We start from the raw sequence: 14,527 nt of genomic DNA, 5'->3' as shown, positions 1-14,527 counted from the left end.
GGACGAGCCGATGTGTCTGGCGATCCCTGCCGAAGTCGTCGAACTGTTGCCCGAGCGGATGGCGCGGGTCAGCGTCGACGGCGTCGGCAAGCTGGTGTCGGTGGCGCTCATCGAAAATCTTGCGGTCGGCGATTATGTGGTGCTGCATGTCGGCTTCGCGCTGACCAGGATCGATCCCGACGAAGCGCGCCGCACTTTGGCGTTGCTGGGCGAGCTCGGCGCGGAGAGCGCGTCATGAAATATGTCGACGAATATCGCGACGGCCAGCTCGCCCGCGGCGTCGCCGCCGCCATCGCCCGCGAAGTCGATTCCGCGCGCAGCTACGCGCTGATGGAATTCTGCGGCGGCCATACCCATGCGATCTCGCGCTACGGGATCGAGGATCTGCTGCCGGCGAATGTGCGGATGGTGCACGGCCCGGGCTGCCCGGTCTGCGTGCTGCCGGTCGGCCGCATCGATATGGCGCTGCAGCTCGCCGCCCGGCCGAACGTGACGCTGTGCTGCTACGGCGACCTGATGCGGGTGCCGGGTTCGCGCGGCAACTCGCTGCTGCGCGCCAAGGCGGCGGGCGCCGACATCCGCATGGTGTATTCGACGCTGGACGCGATCGCGCTCGCCAAGGCCGAGCCGTCGCGCGAGGTGGTGTTCTTCGCCATCGGTTTTGAGACCACCACGCCGCCGACCGCGCTGGCGATCCGGCTGGCGCAGAAGCGGGGCCTCACCAACTTCAGCGTGTTCTGCAACCACGTGCTGACGCCGTCGGCGATCGAACGGATTCTCGCCTGCGACAGCGACGGCGTGCGGATCGACGGCCTGGTCGGCCCGGCGCATGTCTCCACCGTGATCGGCACCGCGCCGTTCGCGCGTTTCGCAACGGAGTTCGGCAAGCCGGTGGTGGTGGCGGGCTTCGAGCCGCTCGACGTGATGCAGGCGATCTTGATGCTGATCCGCCAGCTCAATGACGGCCGCGCCGAGGTCGAGAACCAGTACATCCGCGCGGTGACGACCGACGGCAACAAAATCGCCCAGGCCGAGGTCGTCGACATCTTCGAATTGCGCGAAAGTTTCGAGTGGCGCGGGCTCGGCTCGTTGCCGCACAGCGCATTGCGGCTGAAACCCGCCTATGCGGGCTTCGACGCCGAGCGGCGCTTTGCGCTCGACGACATTAGCGCCAGCGACAACCCGGCCTGCGAATGCGGCGCCATCCTGCGCGGCGTCAAGCGCCCCGCCGAATGCCGGTTGTTCGGCACGGTGTGCACGCCGGAAAATCCGATGGGCTCCTGCATGGTGTCGTCGGAAGGCGCCTGCGCGGCGCATTGGAGCTACGGCCGGTTCCGCGACCACGCGCGAAGGAGAACGGCATGAGCGCGCGCCAGCGTCACTTGAAGCTCGACATCGCCGGCGGCCGGGTCGAGCTGTCGCACGGCGCCGGCGGCCGCGCCATGGCGCAACTGATCGCCGAGGTGTTTCACGCAGCACTCGACAATGACTGGCTGCGCCGCGGCAACGATCAGTCGGCCTTCGATGTCGAAGCCGGCCGCATGGTGATGACCACCGACGGCTATGTGATCTCGCCGCTGTTCTTTCCCGGCGGCGACATCGGCTCGCTTGCGGTGCACGGCACCATCAACGACGTGGCGATGGCCGGCGCCCGGCCGCTGTATCTGTCGGCGAGCTTCATCATCGAGGAGGGCTTTCCGCTCGCCGATCTGAAAAAGATCGCCGTCAGCATGGGCGAAGCCTCGCGGCAGGCCGGCGTGCCGGTGATCACCGGCGATACCAAGGTGGTGGAGCGCGGCAAGGCCGACGGTGTGTTTATTTCGACCACCGGCGTCGGCGCGCTGCCGGTTGGCCTCGACCTCTCCGCCGACACGGCGCGGCCCGGCGACCGCGTCATCCTCTCCGGCTCGCTCGGGGATCACGGCGTCGCGGTGATGTCGCGGCGGCAGAATCTCGCCTTCGACACCACGATCCAATCGGACTCCGCGGCGCTGCATGGTCTGGTCGCCGAGATGGTCGCATCGGCCGGCGCCGGCCTGCGGGTGCTGCGCGATCCGACCCGCGGCGGGCTCGCCGCCACGCTCAACGAATTGGCGCAGCAATCCCGCGTCGGCTTTCGCATCGACGAGGATGCGCTGCCGATCAAGCCGCAGGTCGCCGCGGCCTGCGAATTGCTCGGGCTCGATCCGCTCTACGTCGCCAACGAGGGCAAGCTGGTCGCGGTCGTCGCCGCCGAGCACGCCGATGTTGCGCTGGCGGCGATGCGCGCGCATCCCTTGGGGCGCGAGGCTACCATCATCGGCGAGGTGGTCGCCGACGAGCAGCGTTTTGTGCAGATGACGACGGCGTTCGGCGGCGGCCGCATCGTCGATTGGCTTTCGGGCGATCAATTGCCACGGATCTGTTGAGGGCGTGATGGATGCTATTGCGAGCGAAGGCCGGGCGGATCGTCATCGCGGGCGAGCGATGAGCGGGCAGGCCACGGTGCTGGTGGTCGACGACGAGGTGCGGTCGCTGGAATCGCTGCGCCGGGTGCTGAGCGACGAGTTCGAGGTGATCTGCGCCAAGGACGCCGCCGAGGCGCGGCGCTGCCTGGAAAGCGAGATCGTCCACGCCATTCTGTGCGACCAGCGCATGCAGGACGAGACCGGTGTCGAATTCCTCAAGCACGTGCGTAGCACTTGGCCGGACCCGGTGCGGATGATCATCTCCGGCTATTCGGACTCCGAGGACATCATCGCCGGCATCAACGAGGCCGGGATCTATCAATACGTCGCCAAGCCCTGGCATCCGGACCGGCTGCTCGACACCGTGCGCGGCGCGGTCGAACTGTTCCGGCTGCAGCAGGAGACCGAGACCGCCGCGGTCGACATGAAGCTGACGCCGGAGCGGGTCACCCGGGTGGTCACCGAAAAGCGCGGCGCGGCGCGGCAGCTCTATGATTTCGACCGCATCGTGCACGCCCCGGACAGTCCGTTGCACGGCGTCATCGAGCTCGGCCGCCGCGCCGCGGACTACGACATCTCGGTGCTGATCACCGGCGAATCCGGCACCGGCAAGGAATTGCTGGCGCGCGCCATCCATTACGGCTCCGGCCGCGCCGGCAAGGCCTTCGTGGTGGAGAATTGCGGCGCGCTGCCGGATCAGTTGCTGGAAAGCGAATTGTTTGGCTGCAAGAAGGGCGCCTTCACCGGCGCCTATCAGGATCGCATCGGGCTGTTCGAAGTCGCCGACGGCGGCACCATCTTTCTCGACGAGATCGGCGAGACCTCGCCGGCGTTCCAGGTCAAGCTGTTACGGGTGCTGCAGGAGAGCGAGATCCGCCCGCTCGGCGCACAGCGGGTGCGCAAGGTCGACGTCCGTGTCGTCGCCGCTACCAATCGCGATCTCGAGGCCGAGGTCCGCGCCGGCCGGTTCCGGCGCGATCTGTATTATCGGCTGGCGGCGTTTCCGCTGCACATGCCGGCGCTGCGCGAGCGGCCGATGGATATTCCCTTGATCGCCGCCAAGGTGTTGGCCGACGTCAACGCGTCCTACGGCCGCGCCGTGGCGGGGATCGCCCGCGACACGCTGATCGCCATGCAGCGGCACGATTGGCCGGGCAATGTGCGGGAGTTGCAGAACGAGATCCAGCGCATGGTGGTGCTGGCCGATGACGGCCGGCTGCAGAGCAAGGATCTGTCGAGCCGGGTGCGCAACGGCCATGCGGTCGAGCAGCCCGGCGCCGGGCACGGCGCGGCGGCGACGCTGAAAGCGCGCGTCGAGGCGCTGGAGCGCGCGATGATCGCCGACGCGCTGCAGCGCCACGGCGGCAATATCAGCCGGGTAGCCGGCGAACTCGGGCTGTCGCGGGTGGGTTTGCGCAACAAGCTGGCGCGCTACGACATCCACAAGGGGCTGGTCGATGGCGATTGAGGGCGTCGGCACCGATGGCTTGATCGCCAAAGCTGGCAGCCGCGCGCCGCCCGGGCTCGACGGCGAGCGCGAGGCGGTGTGGATCGAAGTGATCCGCAAGATGGACGAGGTCTACGCCGACCTGCTGCGCTACGAGACCGACCTCGAGCAGAAGAACGCCGCGCTGGAAGAGGCCCAGGCCTTCATCTCCAGCGTCATCGAATCGGTGTCCGACATCCTGATCGCCTGCGGCCGCGACGGCAGCATTTTGCAGGTCAATCCGGCGGCGGTGCATCTGCTCGGACGTCCGGCCGCGGCGCTGACCGGGCGGCCGCTGGTAGACCTGATCGACGCGCCCGATCGGCTGCGCGTCGACGCGCTGTTGAAGGCTGGGCTGTCGTCGGACGCCGTGACCTTCGAGATCCGTTTCGTCACCGCGACCGGCGTCTCCGATCTTTACGCCGTCAACGGCGCGACGCGCTACGATCCCTCCGGCGCCCGGGTCGGCACCGTGCTGACCGGCCGGCCGATCGGCGAGTTGCGCCGCGCCTATGAGGCGCTGCACGCCGCGCACAGCGAGTTGCAGCGCGCGCAGCGCCAACTGGTCGAGCAGGAGAAGATGGCGAGCCTCGGCCGGCTGGTCGCCGGCGTCGCGCACGAATTGAACAATCCGATCAGCTTCGTCTACGGCAACATCCACACGCTGGAGCGCTATCGGCAGCGGCTCGGCACTTACCTCGGCGCGATCCATGGCGGCGCCGATGCCGCGGAGATCGAGGCGCTGCGCCATCATTTGCGGATCGACGCGCTATTGGACGACAGCGGCTCCTTGATCGAGGGCACGCTGGAAGGCGCGCAGCGGGTCTCCGACATCGTCAAGAACCTGCGCCGGCTGTCGTTCCTCAAGGCCGGCGAGGCGCAGCGGGTCGATATCGAGCGGGTAATCCGCACCGCGGCGCGCTGGGCGTCGCGCGCCAAGGCCGGCCGCGCCGAGATCGTGGTCGAGATCGAGAAGGATCTGTCGGTGGTCGGCAATGAAGGCCAGTTTCACCAGATCATCGTCAATCTGGTCGACAACGCACTCGACGCCAGCCGCGGCGCGCAAGCGCCGCTGATCGAGATTTCGGCGCGACGTCGCGGCCCCGAGGCGGTGATCGCGATCGCCGACAACGGTCCGGGCTTCGCCGAAGGGCTGATCGACAAGATCTTCGAGCCGTTCTTCACCACCAAGCCGGTCGGCGAGGGCACCGGGCTCGGGCTGTGGATCAGCTACGGCATCGCCCGCGAATATGGCGGCGCGCTCGCCGCCGCCAATCGCCCCGGCGGCGGCGCGGTGTTCACGCTGACGCTGCCGGCGGGGTGAGGGCGAGGCGCTTGCCGAGCCGCGGTCCTGGCGATGATGCATGACCGCGATGCGGCGGCCGCGCGGATCGGCATCTTGACGGCGGTGCTGGCGCTGGCTTGGTAGCAGAGCTGTGCGGGTCAATCGATCCGCGTCGCGTCGGCCGGCAGCGAGGATCGCATGCATCGGGTGTTTGCCTATGGCACGTTGAAGCGGGGCCTGAAGAACCATCATCTGATGGCCGGCGCGCGATTTCTCGGCCTTGCCAGCAGCGTGCCGCACTACCGGATGATCGCCGGAGACTATCCGGTGCTGTTCGAGCAGGGCGGCGGGCTGTTGCCGGTCAGTGGCGAATTGTTCGAGGTCGACGACGCCACGCTGGTCGAACTCGACAAACTTGAATCGGCCGGCGTGTTGTACGACCGCAAGACCGTGGCGATCGCGTTCGGCGATGGCGTCACCGAGGCCTTCATCTATATTGGGCGGCCGGCGGCATGGGCGGGCCGCGGCTGGCCGCCATTCACCGCGCGCGATGCCAACGGCCGGCTGCACTGGCCGGCGCTGCCCGCGTGATTTTCTCGCCGCGTCGATCCACGAGGTTTGTCGTTTGAGCGGCGACCCAAACCAAGCCGTCATTCCGGGGCGCGGGCCGCGGCAGCGGCACGCGAACCCGGAATCTCGCTGCTGGCGAAAGCGTCTGACCTTGTGGCGAGATTCCGGGTTCGCTCGCGCTATCTCTCTCGCGCCCCGGAATGACCGCGTGATAATTGGACAGCGTCACGCGCCGCGAAACGTCCGCGCCCGCGCCGCGAAACGCCCGCGCGCCCTCAAAAATGAAACGCCAGCGCCTCCGGCGGCAGCTTGACGTCGGGCAGGTTGCGCGGATCGGCCACCGGATCGAGCACCTGCTGGCGGATCGGGATCACCCCGGCCCACACCGGGAACGCGTAATCGTCGGCCTCGTCTTCGGGATGGCCGGTGCGGATCTTCGCCGAGGCCTCGTCGAACGGCATCGACAGCACCGTGGTGGCCTTCAATTCCTTCGGCAGCATCGGCCGCAGCCGTTCCCATTGCCCGGGGATCAGCCGGTTCACGAAGGTGCGCAGATGGGCTTCCTTTTCCGCCGGATCGATGACCTTTTCGGGCCGGCCGAACACCATCACCGAGCGGTGGTTGATGTTGAAGTTGTAGGCCGAGCGCGCCATCACCAGCCCGTCGACGATGCTGGCGGTGAGGCAGACCTCGGCGCCTTCGATCGCGGTGATCATCCGGCTGGCCGCCGAACCGTGCCAATACACCCGGTCGCCTTCGCGCCAATGCATGGTCGGGGTGACGAACGGCTTGCCATCGACTACGTAGCCGATGCTGCAATGGGGGATCGCGTCGAGGATCGCTGCGACGGTCGCGTGGTCGTAATTGGCGAGCCAGTGGTAGCGCTTGACCCGGGTGCGGTCGCTGGGCGGGTTTGACATTTCGTCGCAATCCTATCTGTGGCGGCCATCGCTGGCGTCGTATCTGATCGTATACAACGCCGAGCGCCGCTTGAGAGGCCTGTTTTTTTTGCAATCGGCGCGATGAATTTGGGCTACAGCATGCCGGGGCGGAATAGCTTGCGCCGGCTGATGATCTTGCCGGCCACCATGAACACGCCGTCGCCTTGGTAGTGCAGCGTCTGCGGCTGCTTCGGCGAGGCCGCGACATGCGCCTTCACCACCTCGAAGATGAAGAAGTTGTACTTGTCGACCAGGGCGTCGTCGGCAAGCCGGCATTCGAAATGGGCGTGGCACTCGGCGATCAGCGGCGCCTTGACCCGCGTGGCCGGCAGCGGCGTCAGTCCGAAATGTTCGAATTTGTCGATTTGCGCGCCGCTGGTATTGCCGATCCCGACCACGGTGTCGGTCAGCGCCGTGGTCGGCAGGTTGATGACGCATTCGCCGGCGTCGCGGATCAGCCCGAATGAATGATTGCCGGCCGAGATCATGCAGCCGATCAGCGACGGCGTGAACTCCATCACGGTGTGCCAGCCCATCGTCATGATGTTGCGCTCGGCGCCGCGCGCCGAGGACACCAGCACGATCGGGCCGGGCTCCAGATAGCGGCGCACTTGCGACACCGGAAAATCGAGTTTGGCCGCGCGCGTGTTCATGGCTGTGTCCCGCTTCGTCTTTTAGCCATTCTAGCAAAGCCGCGGCGGCGTTGGGCAGCGCGCGGCCTGAATGGCTGCTGCGCGCGCGATTCGCGGCCGCGAAGGGCGCGGCGAAAGCCGCGGAGAACCCTTTAAAAACCGCTGCAAACGGTCGCTTCTCAAGGCTTTTCCCAATATTGTGGCCGCACCGAATCAGCCAGCAAGGAGACAAAATGGCGACGCAGATGACGAAATCGCAGCTAATCGAAAAGATCGCCACCCAGAGCGAGCTGGCCAAGAAGGACGTCAAGGGCGTGCTCGAGGCGATGACCGAAATCGGCTACAAGGAGCTGAAGAAGAACGGCGTGTTCCTGGTGCCGGGCTTTGCCAAATTCGTGGTGATCAAGAAGCCGGCCACCAAGGCCCGCAAAGGCACCAATCCGTTCAACGGCGAACCGATGGTGTTCAAGGCCAAGCCGGCCCGCAAGATCGTCCGCGCCCGCCCGGTCAAGGCCGCCAAGGACTCGGTGTAATTCGGCCGGGTCTCAACTGCCCATCCGGTCCCTGGCCGGGTGGGGCCGCGCCCGGCGGCGGGCGCCTTCTGCTCGCGCGCAGCGCGAGGATGAGGAAGCCGCGCGCAGCGCCAGGTGAGGAAGTCGCGCTCAGCGCGAGGTGACGAAGCGGCCGGCCTGGGTGCGGTCCTGCCAGCCGAAACGCACCAGTTCCGGCACCGGATGTTCTTCGACCGGCCAGCCGACGCACAGATAGGCGATCAGCTTCCAGCGCTCCGGCACCTGGAGGTCGGCCTTGGCCTGCTCCGGATCGAGGATCGAGACCCAGCCGACGCCGAGCCCTTCGGCGCGGGCCAGCAGCCAGAACGTCTCGATCATCACCGCGACCGAATAGTCCAGCATCTCCGGCATGGTCTGGCATCCGACGCCGGCGCCTTGCGCGGTGCCGCGATCGCAGAACACCGCGAATTGCCGCGGCGCGACGTCGATGCCTTCCAGCTTGAGCCGGGCGTAGAGACTGGCGCGCTCGCCCTGGTAGCCGGCCTGCGCCTCGGCGTTGGCGGCGACGAAGTTCTGGTGGATCTTTTCCCGCATCTGCGGGCTGTCGACGCTGACCCAGCGCCAGGGCTGGCTGTTGCCGACCGAAGGCGCCATCTGCGCCAGATCCAGCAGCCGCTCGATCAGATCCGGCTCGATGGCGTCGCGGCGGAAGCGGCGCACGTCGCGCCGCCATTCGATCAGTTGCACCAGCTTCGCCATGAACTGGGAATCGAAATCCGGCGGCGTCGGGGCGAGTTCTGGCTCGGTCAGCGGGCCGGTGTCGAATTGCGTCACCTTGTGTCTCCACAGTCAGCGCGTCGGCAGGCCGCTCGCAGCCGAGCCGGGACCTGGTGTGACGAAGCCGGGATTCGCATCTTGACCGAAGCCGCGACGCGACCTGGGTTTCGGGAGCAAACCGATATTCCAGAACGATTTAGGTTCAAAACCTCATTCGAACGATGCGGCGAAACAGAACCCGCGCGTCCGAACCGGCCCAGTCTTGACCTTTGTTAGTCACGCGGCAGCCGGGCTGTCAACGCCGTCACGCCCCGCTGACGTAAGCCGGCGACACTGCCCGCAACGACGCCAGTCGCTGCGATGTCTTGCGGTATCATGTTGCTGACGGCGCCGGCCGGGTTCCGATTGCACATTCCGCATGCAAAAGACCCCCGGCGACCGATCGGATTTCGCGGCAGTCCCCGTTCTCCCCCAGCCGGCTGTGAGCCACGGGCGGCATGCGCCGCCGGCGATTCGCCGCAACGCCGCCGGCGAGCTTGCGCCCCTTGCTACAGCTTGCCCTCGAGCACGTCGCTGAGACTGGCGACGTCGGTCAAAAGCCGCGCCCCGGCGCGCAGCAGCGGCACCGCGAGGATGGCGCCGGTGCCTTCGCCGAGCCGTAGCCCGAGGTCGAGCAGCGGCTTGGCCTGCAACGCTGCGAGCGCGAGGTCGTGGCCGCGCTCGGCAGAGCGATGCGCGAACACGCAATAGCCGCGCGCCGCCGGTTCCAGCCGCACCGCCAGCAACGCCGCCACCGTGGAGATGAAGCCGTCGACGATCACCGGGCGACGCTGCGAGGCGGCGCCGAGAATGGCGCCGGCCATCATCGCGATTTCCAGCCCGCCGAATTCGGCCAGCACGTCGAGCGGCGCGGTGGCGTCGCTGCGCGCTGCTGCGGTTTCGATCGCGGCGCGCTTCTTCGCCATGCCGACGCTGTCCTGTCCGGCGCCGACGCCGATGCAGTCGTCGAGCGGCGCCGGCGCCAGCCGGTGCAGCAGCAAAGACGAGGAGGCGGTGTTGCCGATGCCCATTTCGCCGAGCGCGAGAATGTCGGCGCCGTCGCGGATCTCGGCGATCGCCAGCTGACAGCCGCGCTCGAGCGCGTCGATCGCCTGCTGCCGCGTCATCGCCGGTTCGCGTGCGGCGTTGGCGGTGCCCATCCGGATCTTGGCGTCGATCAGTCCGGCATGCTTCGGCAGCTCGGCGGCGACGCCGGCATCGACCACCCGAATCTCGACATTGGTCGCCGCGGCAAAGGCGTTGGCGCAGGCGCGGCCGGCCAGATAGGTCATCACCATCGCCACCGTCACCGCGGCGGGAAATTGCGAGACGCCTTCTTCGGTGAGGCCGTGATCGCCGGCGAACACCAGGAGCACCGCGTTGTCGCCGCGCGGCTCGCCGGGATGCCGGATCTGGCCGAGCTGCACCGAAAGCTGCTCGATCTGCCCGAGCGAGCCGAGCGGCTTGGCCTTGCCGTCGATCCTTGCGCGGATCGCGGCTTCTGCCTGCGGATCGATTGGCGTGATGCCGGGCGGCTGCCAGGCGGCTGGAATGCTGGTCGACATGATATCCCCTTCGTGCAAGGCGCGTAACTGACGCAACGCGGGGCTGCGGTCAACACCACCTGTGCGTGGTTGACCACGGCCGCCGCGCCGCGCTAGCGTTGCCCACGATGGTCCTTCCACGTGGAAGGTGAAAAGGGAAGCCGGTGCGAGCGATCAAACCCGGCGCTGCCCCCGCAACTGTGAGCGACGAGCCCGCGCCGAGGCCACTGGGATGTTCCTGGGAAGGCGGCGAGGGGCTTTGACCCGCGAGCCAGGAGACCTGCCATCGCTGAGAGTGCTTTGAAGGCGTGGTCGGGGCGGGGTGCACCGGGCGGGAGCGAACGCGCTGGCCATCGCCATCGCACGCGATCCAACAAAGCTCGCGGCCGCAAGGCCATGCTGTGAGCCCGCAATGGATCGCGACGCCGGTGATGACCGTTCCTTGGACGACCGCTCGCTCGACAATGGCGGCGTGACCGCGCCGGTACTGCGCCCGACGCTGGTGCTGGGCGGCGCGCGCTCCGGCAAATCGCGCTTCGCCGAGCAACTGATCGTCGACAGCGGGCTGGCGCGAATCTATCTCGCCACCGCGACCGCCGGCGGCGACGCTGAGATGGTGACGCGGATCGCACATCATCGTGAACAACGCGGCGACGGCTGGCGCACCATCGAGGAGCCGCTGGCGCTGGTCGAGACGCTGTCGCGCGAAGCCGGCAGCGGCCGCGCCGTGCTGGTGGATTGCCTGACGCTGTGGCTCGCCAATCTGATGTATGCCGGCGGCGACTTTGCCGCTGCCTCGCGCGCGCTCGCCGGGTATCTGCGCCAGGCCTCGCATCCGGTGGTGCTGGTGTCGAACGAGGTCGGGCTTGGCCTGGTGCCGGAAACCGCGCTGGGGCGCGAGTTTCGCGACGCCCAGGGCCGGCTCAACCAGATCGTCGCCGCCGCCGTTCCCAATGTCGTTTTCATCGCCGCAGGATTGCCGCTGTGGCTCAAACGCTCAACCGCAGGAGAGCCGACCGCATGACCACGCCAAGCAGTGACGACGAGGACAATCTGCGCCACGCCGAGAAGGCCAAGAAGCACAAGGCCGCGCGCGACAAGATCATGGCCGGCAAGACCGGCGAGAAGGGGCTGTTGATCGTCCACACCGGCACCGGCAAGGGCAAGACCTCGGCCGCGCTCGGCATGGTGTTCCGCCATATCGGCCACGGCATGCCGGTCGGCGTGGTGCAGTTCACCAAGTCGCAGAAATGGGACACCGGCGAAGCGAAGCTGCTGGCGAAATTTCCCGAACTGGTGACGCTGCACATCATGGGCGAGGGCTTCACCTGGGAGACCCAGGACCGCGCCCGTGACATCGCCGCCGCCACCGCCGGCTGGCAACGCGCCAAGGAGCTGATCCGCGACGATCGTCACCGCATGGTGCTGCTCGACGAGCTCAACATCGTGCTGCGCTACGACTACCTGCCGCTCGACGAGGTGCTGACCTTCCTGCGCGACGAGAAGCCGGCCGACAAGCACGTCGTCATCACCGGCCGCAACGCCAAGCCGGAACTGATCGAGCTGGCCGATCTGGTGACGGAGATGACGCTGGTCAAGCATCCGTTCCGCGCCGGCGTCAAAGCCCAGAAGGGCGTGGAATTTTAGCGCGATGTGGCCCTCACATTTCAACGCGTCGTCCCTGCGCACGCAGGGACCCATACGGCGCGGACTCGCGTTTTGGCGGTGTGGCGAAGGCCGGGCCTCCCTGTTCGACGCCAGGGGTGATGGGTCCCTGCGTGCGCAGGGACGACACGTTGCACAGCTGTTACTAATTGCTGACCGAAACCTCCTCGGAGCCGCCCGATGACCACCCCCGCGCTGATGATCCAGGCCACCGGCTCCAACGCCGGCAAGTCGACGCTGGTCGCAGGGCTGGCCCGCGCGCTGGTGCGCCGCGGCCTGAAGGTGGCGCCGTTCAAGTCGCAGAACATGTCGAACAACGCCGCGGTGGCGGTCGACGGCGGCGAGATCGGCCGGGCGCAAGCGGTGCAGGCCCGCGCCGCGCGGTTGCCGCCGAGTGTGCACATGAACCCGGTGCTGCTGAAGCCGCAGACCGACACCGGCGCGCAGATCATCGTGCAGGGCCAACGCTGGGGCGTGCTCGGCGCCAAGAACTATCTCGACAAGAAGGCGGCGCTGCTGCCCTTCGTGCTCGACAGCTTCGCGCGGCTGGCGCGCGACGCCGACATCGTGCTGGTGGAAGGCGCCGGCAGTCCCGCCGAGATCAATTTGCGCGTCGGCGACATCGCCAATATGGGCTTTGCCGAAGCCGCCAACGTGCCGGTGCTGCTCGCCGGCGACATCGACCGCGGCGGCGTGATCGCCAGCCTCGCCGGCACCCATCTGGTGCTGCCGCCGGACGAGCGCGCGCGCATCCACGGCTTCATCATCAACAAGTTTCGCGGCGACCCGCGATTGTTCGACCAGGGGCTGACCGCGATCACGCAACTAACCGGCTGGCCGTCGCTCGGCGTGGTGCCATGGCTGCCGCAGGCGGCGTTGCTGCCGGCGGAGGACGCCGTCGATCTGAACCGCGTGCATGAATCGACCGCGACGCGGATCATCGCGGTGCCGGTGCTGGCGCGGATCGCCAATTTCGACGACCTCGATCCGTTGGGCCAGGAGCCCGGCGTGAAACTTGTGTTCGTTTCGCCCGGTCAGCCGATCCCCGGCAATGCCGACGTGGTGATCCTGCCTGGCAGCAAGTCGACGCTCGGCGATCTGGCGTTTCTGCGCGCGCAGGGCTGGGACATCGACATTCAAGCGCATCTGCGCCGCGGCGGCCACGTGCTGGGACTGTGCGGCGGCTATCAGATGCTCGGCCGGAGCATTGCCGATCCCGATGGCGTCGACGGCCCTGCGGGCACGGTGCCGGGGTTGGGTCTGCTCGATATCAGCACGACGATGACCGGCGACAAGTCGACGACGCTGGTCAACGGGCTGCATTGCGACAGCGGCGCTGCGATCGAAGGCTACGAGATTCACCTTGGCCGCAGCGACGGCGCCGATTGCGCAAGGCCGTTCGTCAGCATCGACGGCCGGCCGGATGGTGCGGCGTCGCGCGACGGCCGGGTGCAAGGCACCTATGTGCACGGGCTGTTCAGCGGCGACGCGTTCCGCAAGGCCTGGCTGGCGCGGCTCGGCATCGCCTCGACATTGGCCTACGAGTCCCAGATCGAGCGCGCGCTCGACGCGCTGGCCGATCATCTCGAAGCGCATCTTGATATCGAGTCGATCCTCAAGACCGCGCGCAGCCGTCAGAGCAGCAATGCCAGCGCCGCGTAAAGCACGGCTTCGAAGCCGCAGGCCGCCGCCATCAGCGTCAGCGCGCCGCCGATATCGTCGGGCGTAGCATGATTGGGCGCCTCCGCATTGAGATAGGGATCCTCGACCAGGCCTTCGGCGTAGCGCCGCGGCCCGGCCAGCGCCACGCCGAGCGCGCCGGCCATCGCCGCCTCCGGCCAGCCGGCATTGGGCGAGCGATGCTTTGGCGCGTCGCGCCGCATCACTTTGAACGCGGTGCGGATCGATCCACCGGCGAGCGGCGCGGCCAGCGCGATCAGCGCGCCGGCGAGCCGCGCCGGCACCAGATTGAGCAGATCGTCGAGCCGTGCCGCCGCCCAGCCGAACGAATTGTAGCGCGCACTGCGATGGCCGATCATCGAGTCCGCGGTGTTGATCGCCTTGTAGGCGATCAGTCCCGGCAGGCCGAGCAGGGCCAGCCAGAACACCGGCGCTACCACGCCGTCGGAAAAATTCTCGGCGCAGGATTCGATCGCGGCGCGCGCCACCCCAGCCTCGTCGAGTTGCTCCGGATCGCGGCCGACGATCATCGCCACCGCGCGCCGCGCCGCCGCGAGGCCGCCCTCGGCGAAGCCGGCGCGGACCCGGGCGGTGTGCTGATACAGACTGCGCTGCGCGATCAGCACCGAGGCGAGCAATCCCTCCACGACAACGCTGCCCCAGGTTTGCCACAAGATTTTCTGCAGCAGAAATCCGGTTCCGACGGCGACCGTCAGCAGCACGATCACCGCGACAACGCCGGCGGATTTGCGCAAAGCCGGCGACCATTGGTCGCGATTGAGCGCGCGGTCGAGAAACCCGATCAGCGCGCCGATCCAAACCACCGGATGCGCAGCCCTGCGCCACAGCCAATCCGGATCGCCGATCAGCGCGTCGAAGACCAGCGCCGCAACCACGATCAGCAGGGTGTCTTGGCAGATCAGCATCGGGTTGCTCCCCCCGCGCGAAT

15 protein-coding genes and 1 riboswitch are annotated in these 14,527 nt (G+C 67.6%); of the genes, 10 read left to right on the top strand and 5 right to left on the bottom strand.

Features of this window, described 5'->3' with window-relative positions; translation table 11 throughout:
• Positions 1-10 precede the first annotated feature (10 nt).
• From VGC77_RS08395 to VGC77_RS08370, 6 genes are all read left to right on the top strand, one after another.
• On the top strand, positions 11-238 hold the full coding sequence (locus tag VGC77_RS08395) for a HypC/HybG/HupF family hydrogenase formation chaperone (RefSeq protein ID WP_331171114.1): 228 nt from the start codon (positions 11-13) through the stop codon (positions 236-238).
• Positions 235-1,365 (top strand): hydrogenase formation protein HypD, encoded by a 1,131-nt coding sequence (hypD, locus tag VGC77_RS08390; protein ID WP_331171113.1) that lies wholly within the window; start codon positions 235-237, stop codon positions 1,363-1,365. Before VGC77_RS08395 ends, hypD begins: the two co-directional genes overlap by 4 nt.
• The gene (gene hypE / locus VGC77_RS08385; protein WP_331171112.1) at positions 1,362-2,408 is read left to right on the top strand and encodes a hydrogenase expression/formation protein HypE; all 1,047 of its coding nucleotides are present in this window, start codon (positions 1,362-1,364) and stop codon (positions 2,406-2,408) included. The genes hypD and hypE overlap by 4 nt, the downstream gene beginning before the upstream one ends.
• A gap of 58 nt (positions 2,409-2,466) precedes the next feature.
• Positions 2,467-3,915: a sigma-54 dependent transcriptional regulator gene (locus VGC77_RS08380; protein ID WP_331171111.1), complete on the top strand. Its 1,449-nt coding sequence runs from the start codon at positions 2,467-2,469 to the stop codon at positions 3,913-3,915.
• Positions 3,905-5,257 (top strand): sensor histidine kinase, encoded by a 1,353-nt coding sequence (locus VGC77_RS08375; protein ID WP_331171110.1) that lies wholly within the window; start codon positions 3,905-3,907, stop codon positions 5,255-5,257. The genes VGC77_RS08380 and VGC77_RS08375 overlap by 11 nt, the downstream gene beginning before the upstream one ends.
• A gap of 159 nt (positions 5,258-5,416) precedes the next feature.
• Positions 5,417-5,809, top strand: coding sequence for a gamma-glutamylcyclotransferase family protein (locus tag VGC77_RS08370; protein WP_331171109.1), 393 nt, complete (start codon positions 5,417-5,419; stop codon positions 5,807-5,809).
• A gap of 254 nt (positions 5,810-6,063) precedes the next feature.
• Here VGC77_RS08370 and VGC77_RS08365 read toward each other — a convergent pair whose 3' ends face one another.
• Positions 6,064-6,708: a pyridoxamine 5'-phosphate oxidase family protein gene (locus VGC77_RS08365; RefSeq protein WP_331171108.1), complete on the bottom strand. Its 645-nt coding sequence runs from the start codon at positions 6,706-6,708 to the stop codon at positions 6,064-6,066.
• Positions 6,709-6,821: 113 nt separating this feature from the next.
• On the bottom strand, positions 6,822-7,382 hold the full coding sequence (locus tag VGC77_RS08360) for a flavin reductase family protein (RefSeq protein WP_331171107.1): 561 nt from the start codon (positions 7,380-7,382) through the stop codon (positions 6,822-6,824).
• Positions 7,383-7,594: 212 nt separating this feature from the next.
• Here VGC77_RS08360 and VGC77_RS08355 point away from each other — a divergent pair, with 212 nt between their 5' ends.
• Positions 7,595-7,894, top strand: coding sequence for an HU family DNA-binding protein (locus tag VGC77_RS08355; RefSeq protein WP_011474167.1), 300 nt, complete (start codon positions 7,595-7,597; stop codon positions 7,892-7,894).
• 129 nt (positions 7,895-8,023) lie between these two features.
• On the opposite strand, the gene bluB is transcribed toward VGC77_RS08355, so the two are convergent.
• Complete coding sequence (bluB, locus tag VGC77_RS08350; protein ID WP_331171134.1) at positions 8,024-8,632, bottom strand: 5,6-dimethylbenzimidazole synthase; 609 nt, start codon at positions 8,630-8,632, stop codon at positions 8,024-8,026.
• A 566-nt stretch (positions 8,633-9,198) separates the two neighbouring features.
• Positions 9,199-10,254, bottom strand: coding sequence for a nicotinate-nucleotide--dimethylbenzimidazole phosphoribosyltransferase (cobT, locus tag VGC77_RS08345; protein WP_331171106.1), 1,056 nt, complete (start codon positions 10,252-10,254; stop codon positions 9,199-9,201).
• Positions 10,255-10,345: 91 nt separating this feature from the next.
• A riboswitch (cobalamin riboswitch) is annotated at positions 10,346-10,535 on the top strand.
• A gap of 110 nt (positions 10,536-10,645) precedes the next feature.
• Between cobT and cobU the strand changes: the two genes are divergently transcribed.
• The 3 genes from cobU to VGC77_RS08330 all read left to right on the top strand — a co-directional run bounded on the left by cobU (position 10,646) and on the right by VGC77_RS08330 (position 13,560).
• Positions 10,646-11,257, top strand: coding sequence for a bifunctional adenosylcobinamide kinase/adenosylcobinamide-phosphate guanylyltransferase (gene cobU, locus VGC77_RS08340; protein ID WP_331171105.1), 612 nt, complete (start codon positions 10,646-10,648; stop codon positions 11,255-11,257).
• Positions 11,254-11,880 carry a cob(I)yrinic acid a,c-diamide adenosyltransferase gene (gene cobO / locus VGC77_RS08335; protein WP_331171104.1) on the top strand — a complete coding sequence of 209 codons (627 nt, stop codon included), beginning with the start codon at positions 11,254-11,256 and terminating at the stop codon, positions 11,878-11,880. The genes cobU and cobO overlap by 4 nt, the downstream gene beginning before the upstream one ends.
• A gap of 198 nt (positions 11,881-12,078) precedes the next feature.
• The gene (locus VGC77_RS08330; protein WP_331171103.1) at positions 12,079-13,560 is read left to right on the top strand and encodes a cobyric acid synthase; all 1,482 of its coding nucleotides are present in this window, start codon (positions 12,079-12,081) and stop codon (positions 13,558-13,560) included.
• On the opposite strand, the gene cbiB is transcribed toward VGC77_RS08330, so the two are convergent.
• The gene (cbiB, locus tag VGC77_RS08325) at positions 13,533-14,504 is read right to left on the bottom strand and encodes an adenosylcobinamide-phosphate synthase CbiB (protein ID WP_331171102.1); all 972 of its coding nucleotides are present in this window, start codon (positions 14,502-14,504) and stop codon (positions 13,533-13,535) included. The genes VGC77_RS08330 and cbiB overlap by 28 nt on opposite strands.
• Positions 14,505-14,527: the final 23 nt, after the last annotated feature.

It is taken from the genome of Rhodopseudomonas sp. (genome assembly GCF_036404135.1).
In the GTDB taxonomy this organism is placed as follows: domain Bacteria; phylum Pseudomonadota; class Alphaproteobacteria; order Rhizobiales; family Xanthobacteraceae; genus Rhodopseudomonas_A.
The sequence above is the reverse complement of the archived record's forward strand: the minus strand, read 5'-3'. Positions and strand labels throughout refer to the sequence as shown.

Excerpts from the sequence above, each read along its gene's own strand:
- VGC77_RS08380 (WP_331171111.1), top strand. The coding sequence starts at position 2,467 with ATGAGCGGGCAGGCCACGGTGCTGGTGGTCGACGACGAGGTGCGGTCG.
- cobU (WP_331171105.1), top strand. The coding sequence starts at position 10,646 with ATGGATCGCGACGCCGGTGATGACCGTTCCTTGGACGACCGCTCGCTC.
- VGC77_RS08375 (WP_331171110.1), top strand. The coding sequence starts at position 3,905 with ATGGCGATTGAGGGCGTCGGCACCGATGGCTTGATCGCCAAAGCTGGC.
- VGC77_RS08370 (WP_331171109.1), top strand. The coding sequence starts at position 5,417 with ATGCATCGGGTGTTTGCCTATGGCACGTTGAAGCGGGGCCTGAAGAAC.
- VGC77_RS08355 (WP_011474167.1), top strand. The coding sequence starts at position 7,595 with ATGGCGACGCAGATGACGAAATCGCAGCTAATCGAAAAGATCGCCACC.
- bluB (WP_331171134.1), bottom strand. The coding sequence starts at position 8,632 with ATGGCGAAGCTGGTGCAACTGATCGAATGGCGGCGCGACGTGCGCCGC.
- cobO (WP_331171104.1), top strand. The coding sequence starts at position 11,254 with ATGACCACGCCAAGCAGTGACGACGAGGACAATCTGCGCCACGCCGAG.
- VGC77_RS08330 (WP_331171103.1), top strand. The coding sequence starts at position 12,079 with ATGACCACCCCCGCGCTGATGATCCAGGCCACCGGCTCCAACGCCGGC.
- VGC77_RS08365 (WP_331171108.1), bottom strand. The coding sequence starts at position 6,708 with ATGTCAAACCCGCCCAGCGACCGCACCCGGGTCAAGCGCTACCACTGG.
- hypD (WP_331171113.1), top strand. The coding sequence starts at position 235 with ATGAAATATGTCGACGAATATCGCGACGGCCAGCTCGCCCGCGGCGTC.
- cobT (WP_331171106.1), bottom strand. The coding sequence starts at position 10,254 with ATGTCGACCAGCATTCCAGCCGCCTGGCAGCCGCCCGGCATCACGCCA.
- VGC77_RS08395 (WP_331171114.1), top strand. The coding sequence starts at position 11 with ATGTGTCTGGCGATCCCTGCCGAAGTCGTCGAACTGTTGCCCGAGCGG.
- cbiB (WP_331171102.1), bottom strand. The coding sequence starts at position 14,504 with ATGCTGATCTGCCAAGACACCCTGCTGATCGTGGTTGCGGCGCTGGTC.
- VGC77_RS08360 (WP_331171107.1), bottom strand. The coding sequence starts at position 7,382 with ATGAACACGCGCGCGGCCAAACTCGATTTTCCGGTGTCGCAAGTGCGC.
- hypE (WP_331171112.1), top strand. The coding sequence starts at position 1,362 with ATGAGCGCGCGCCAGCGTCACTTGAAGCTCGACATCGCCGGCGGCCGG.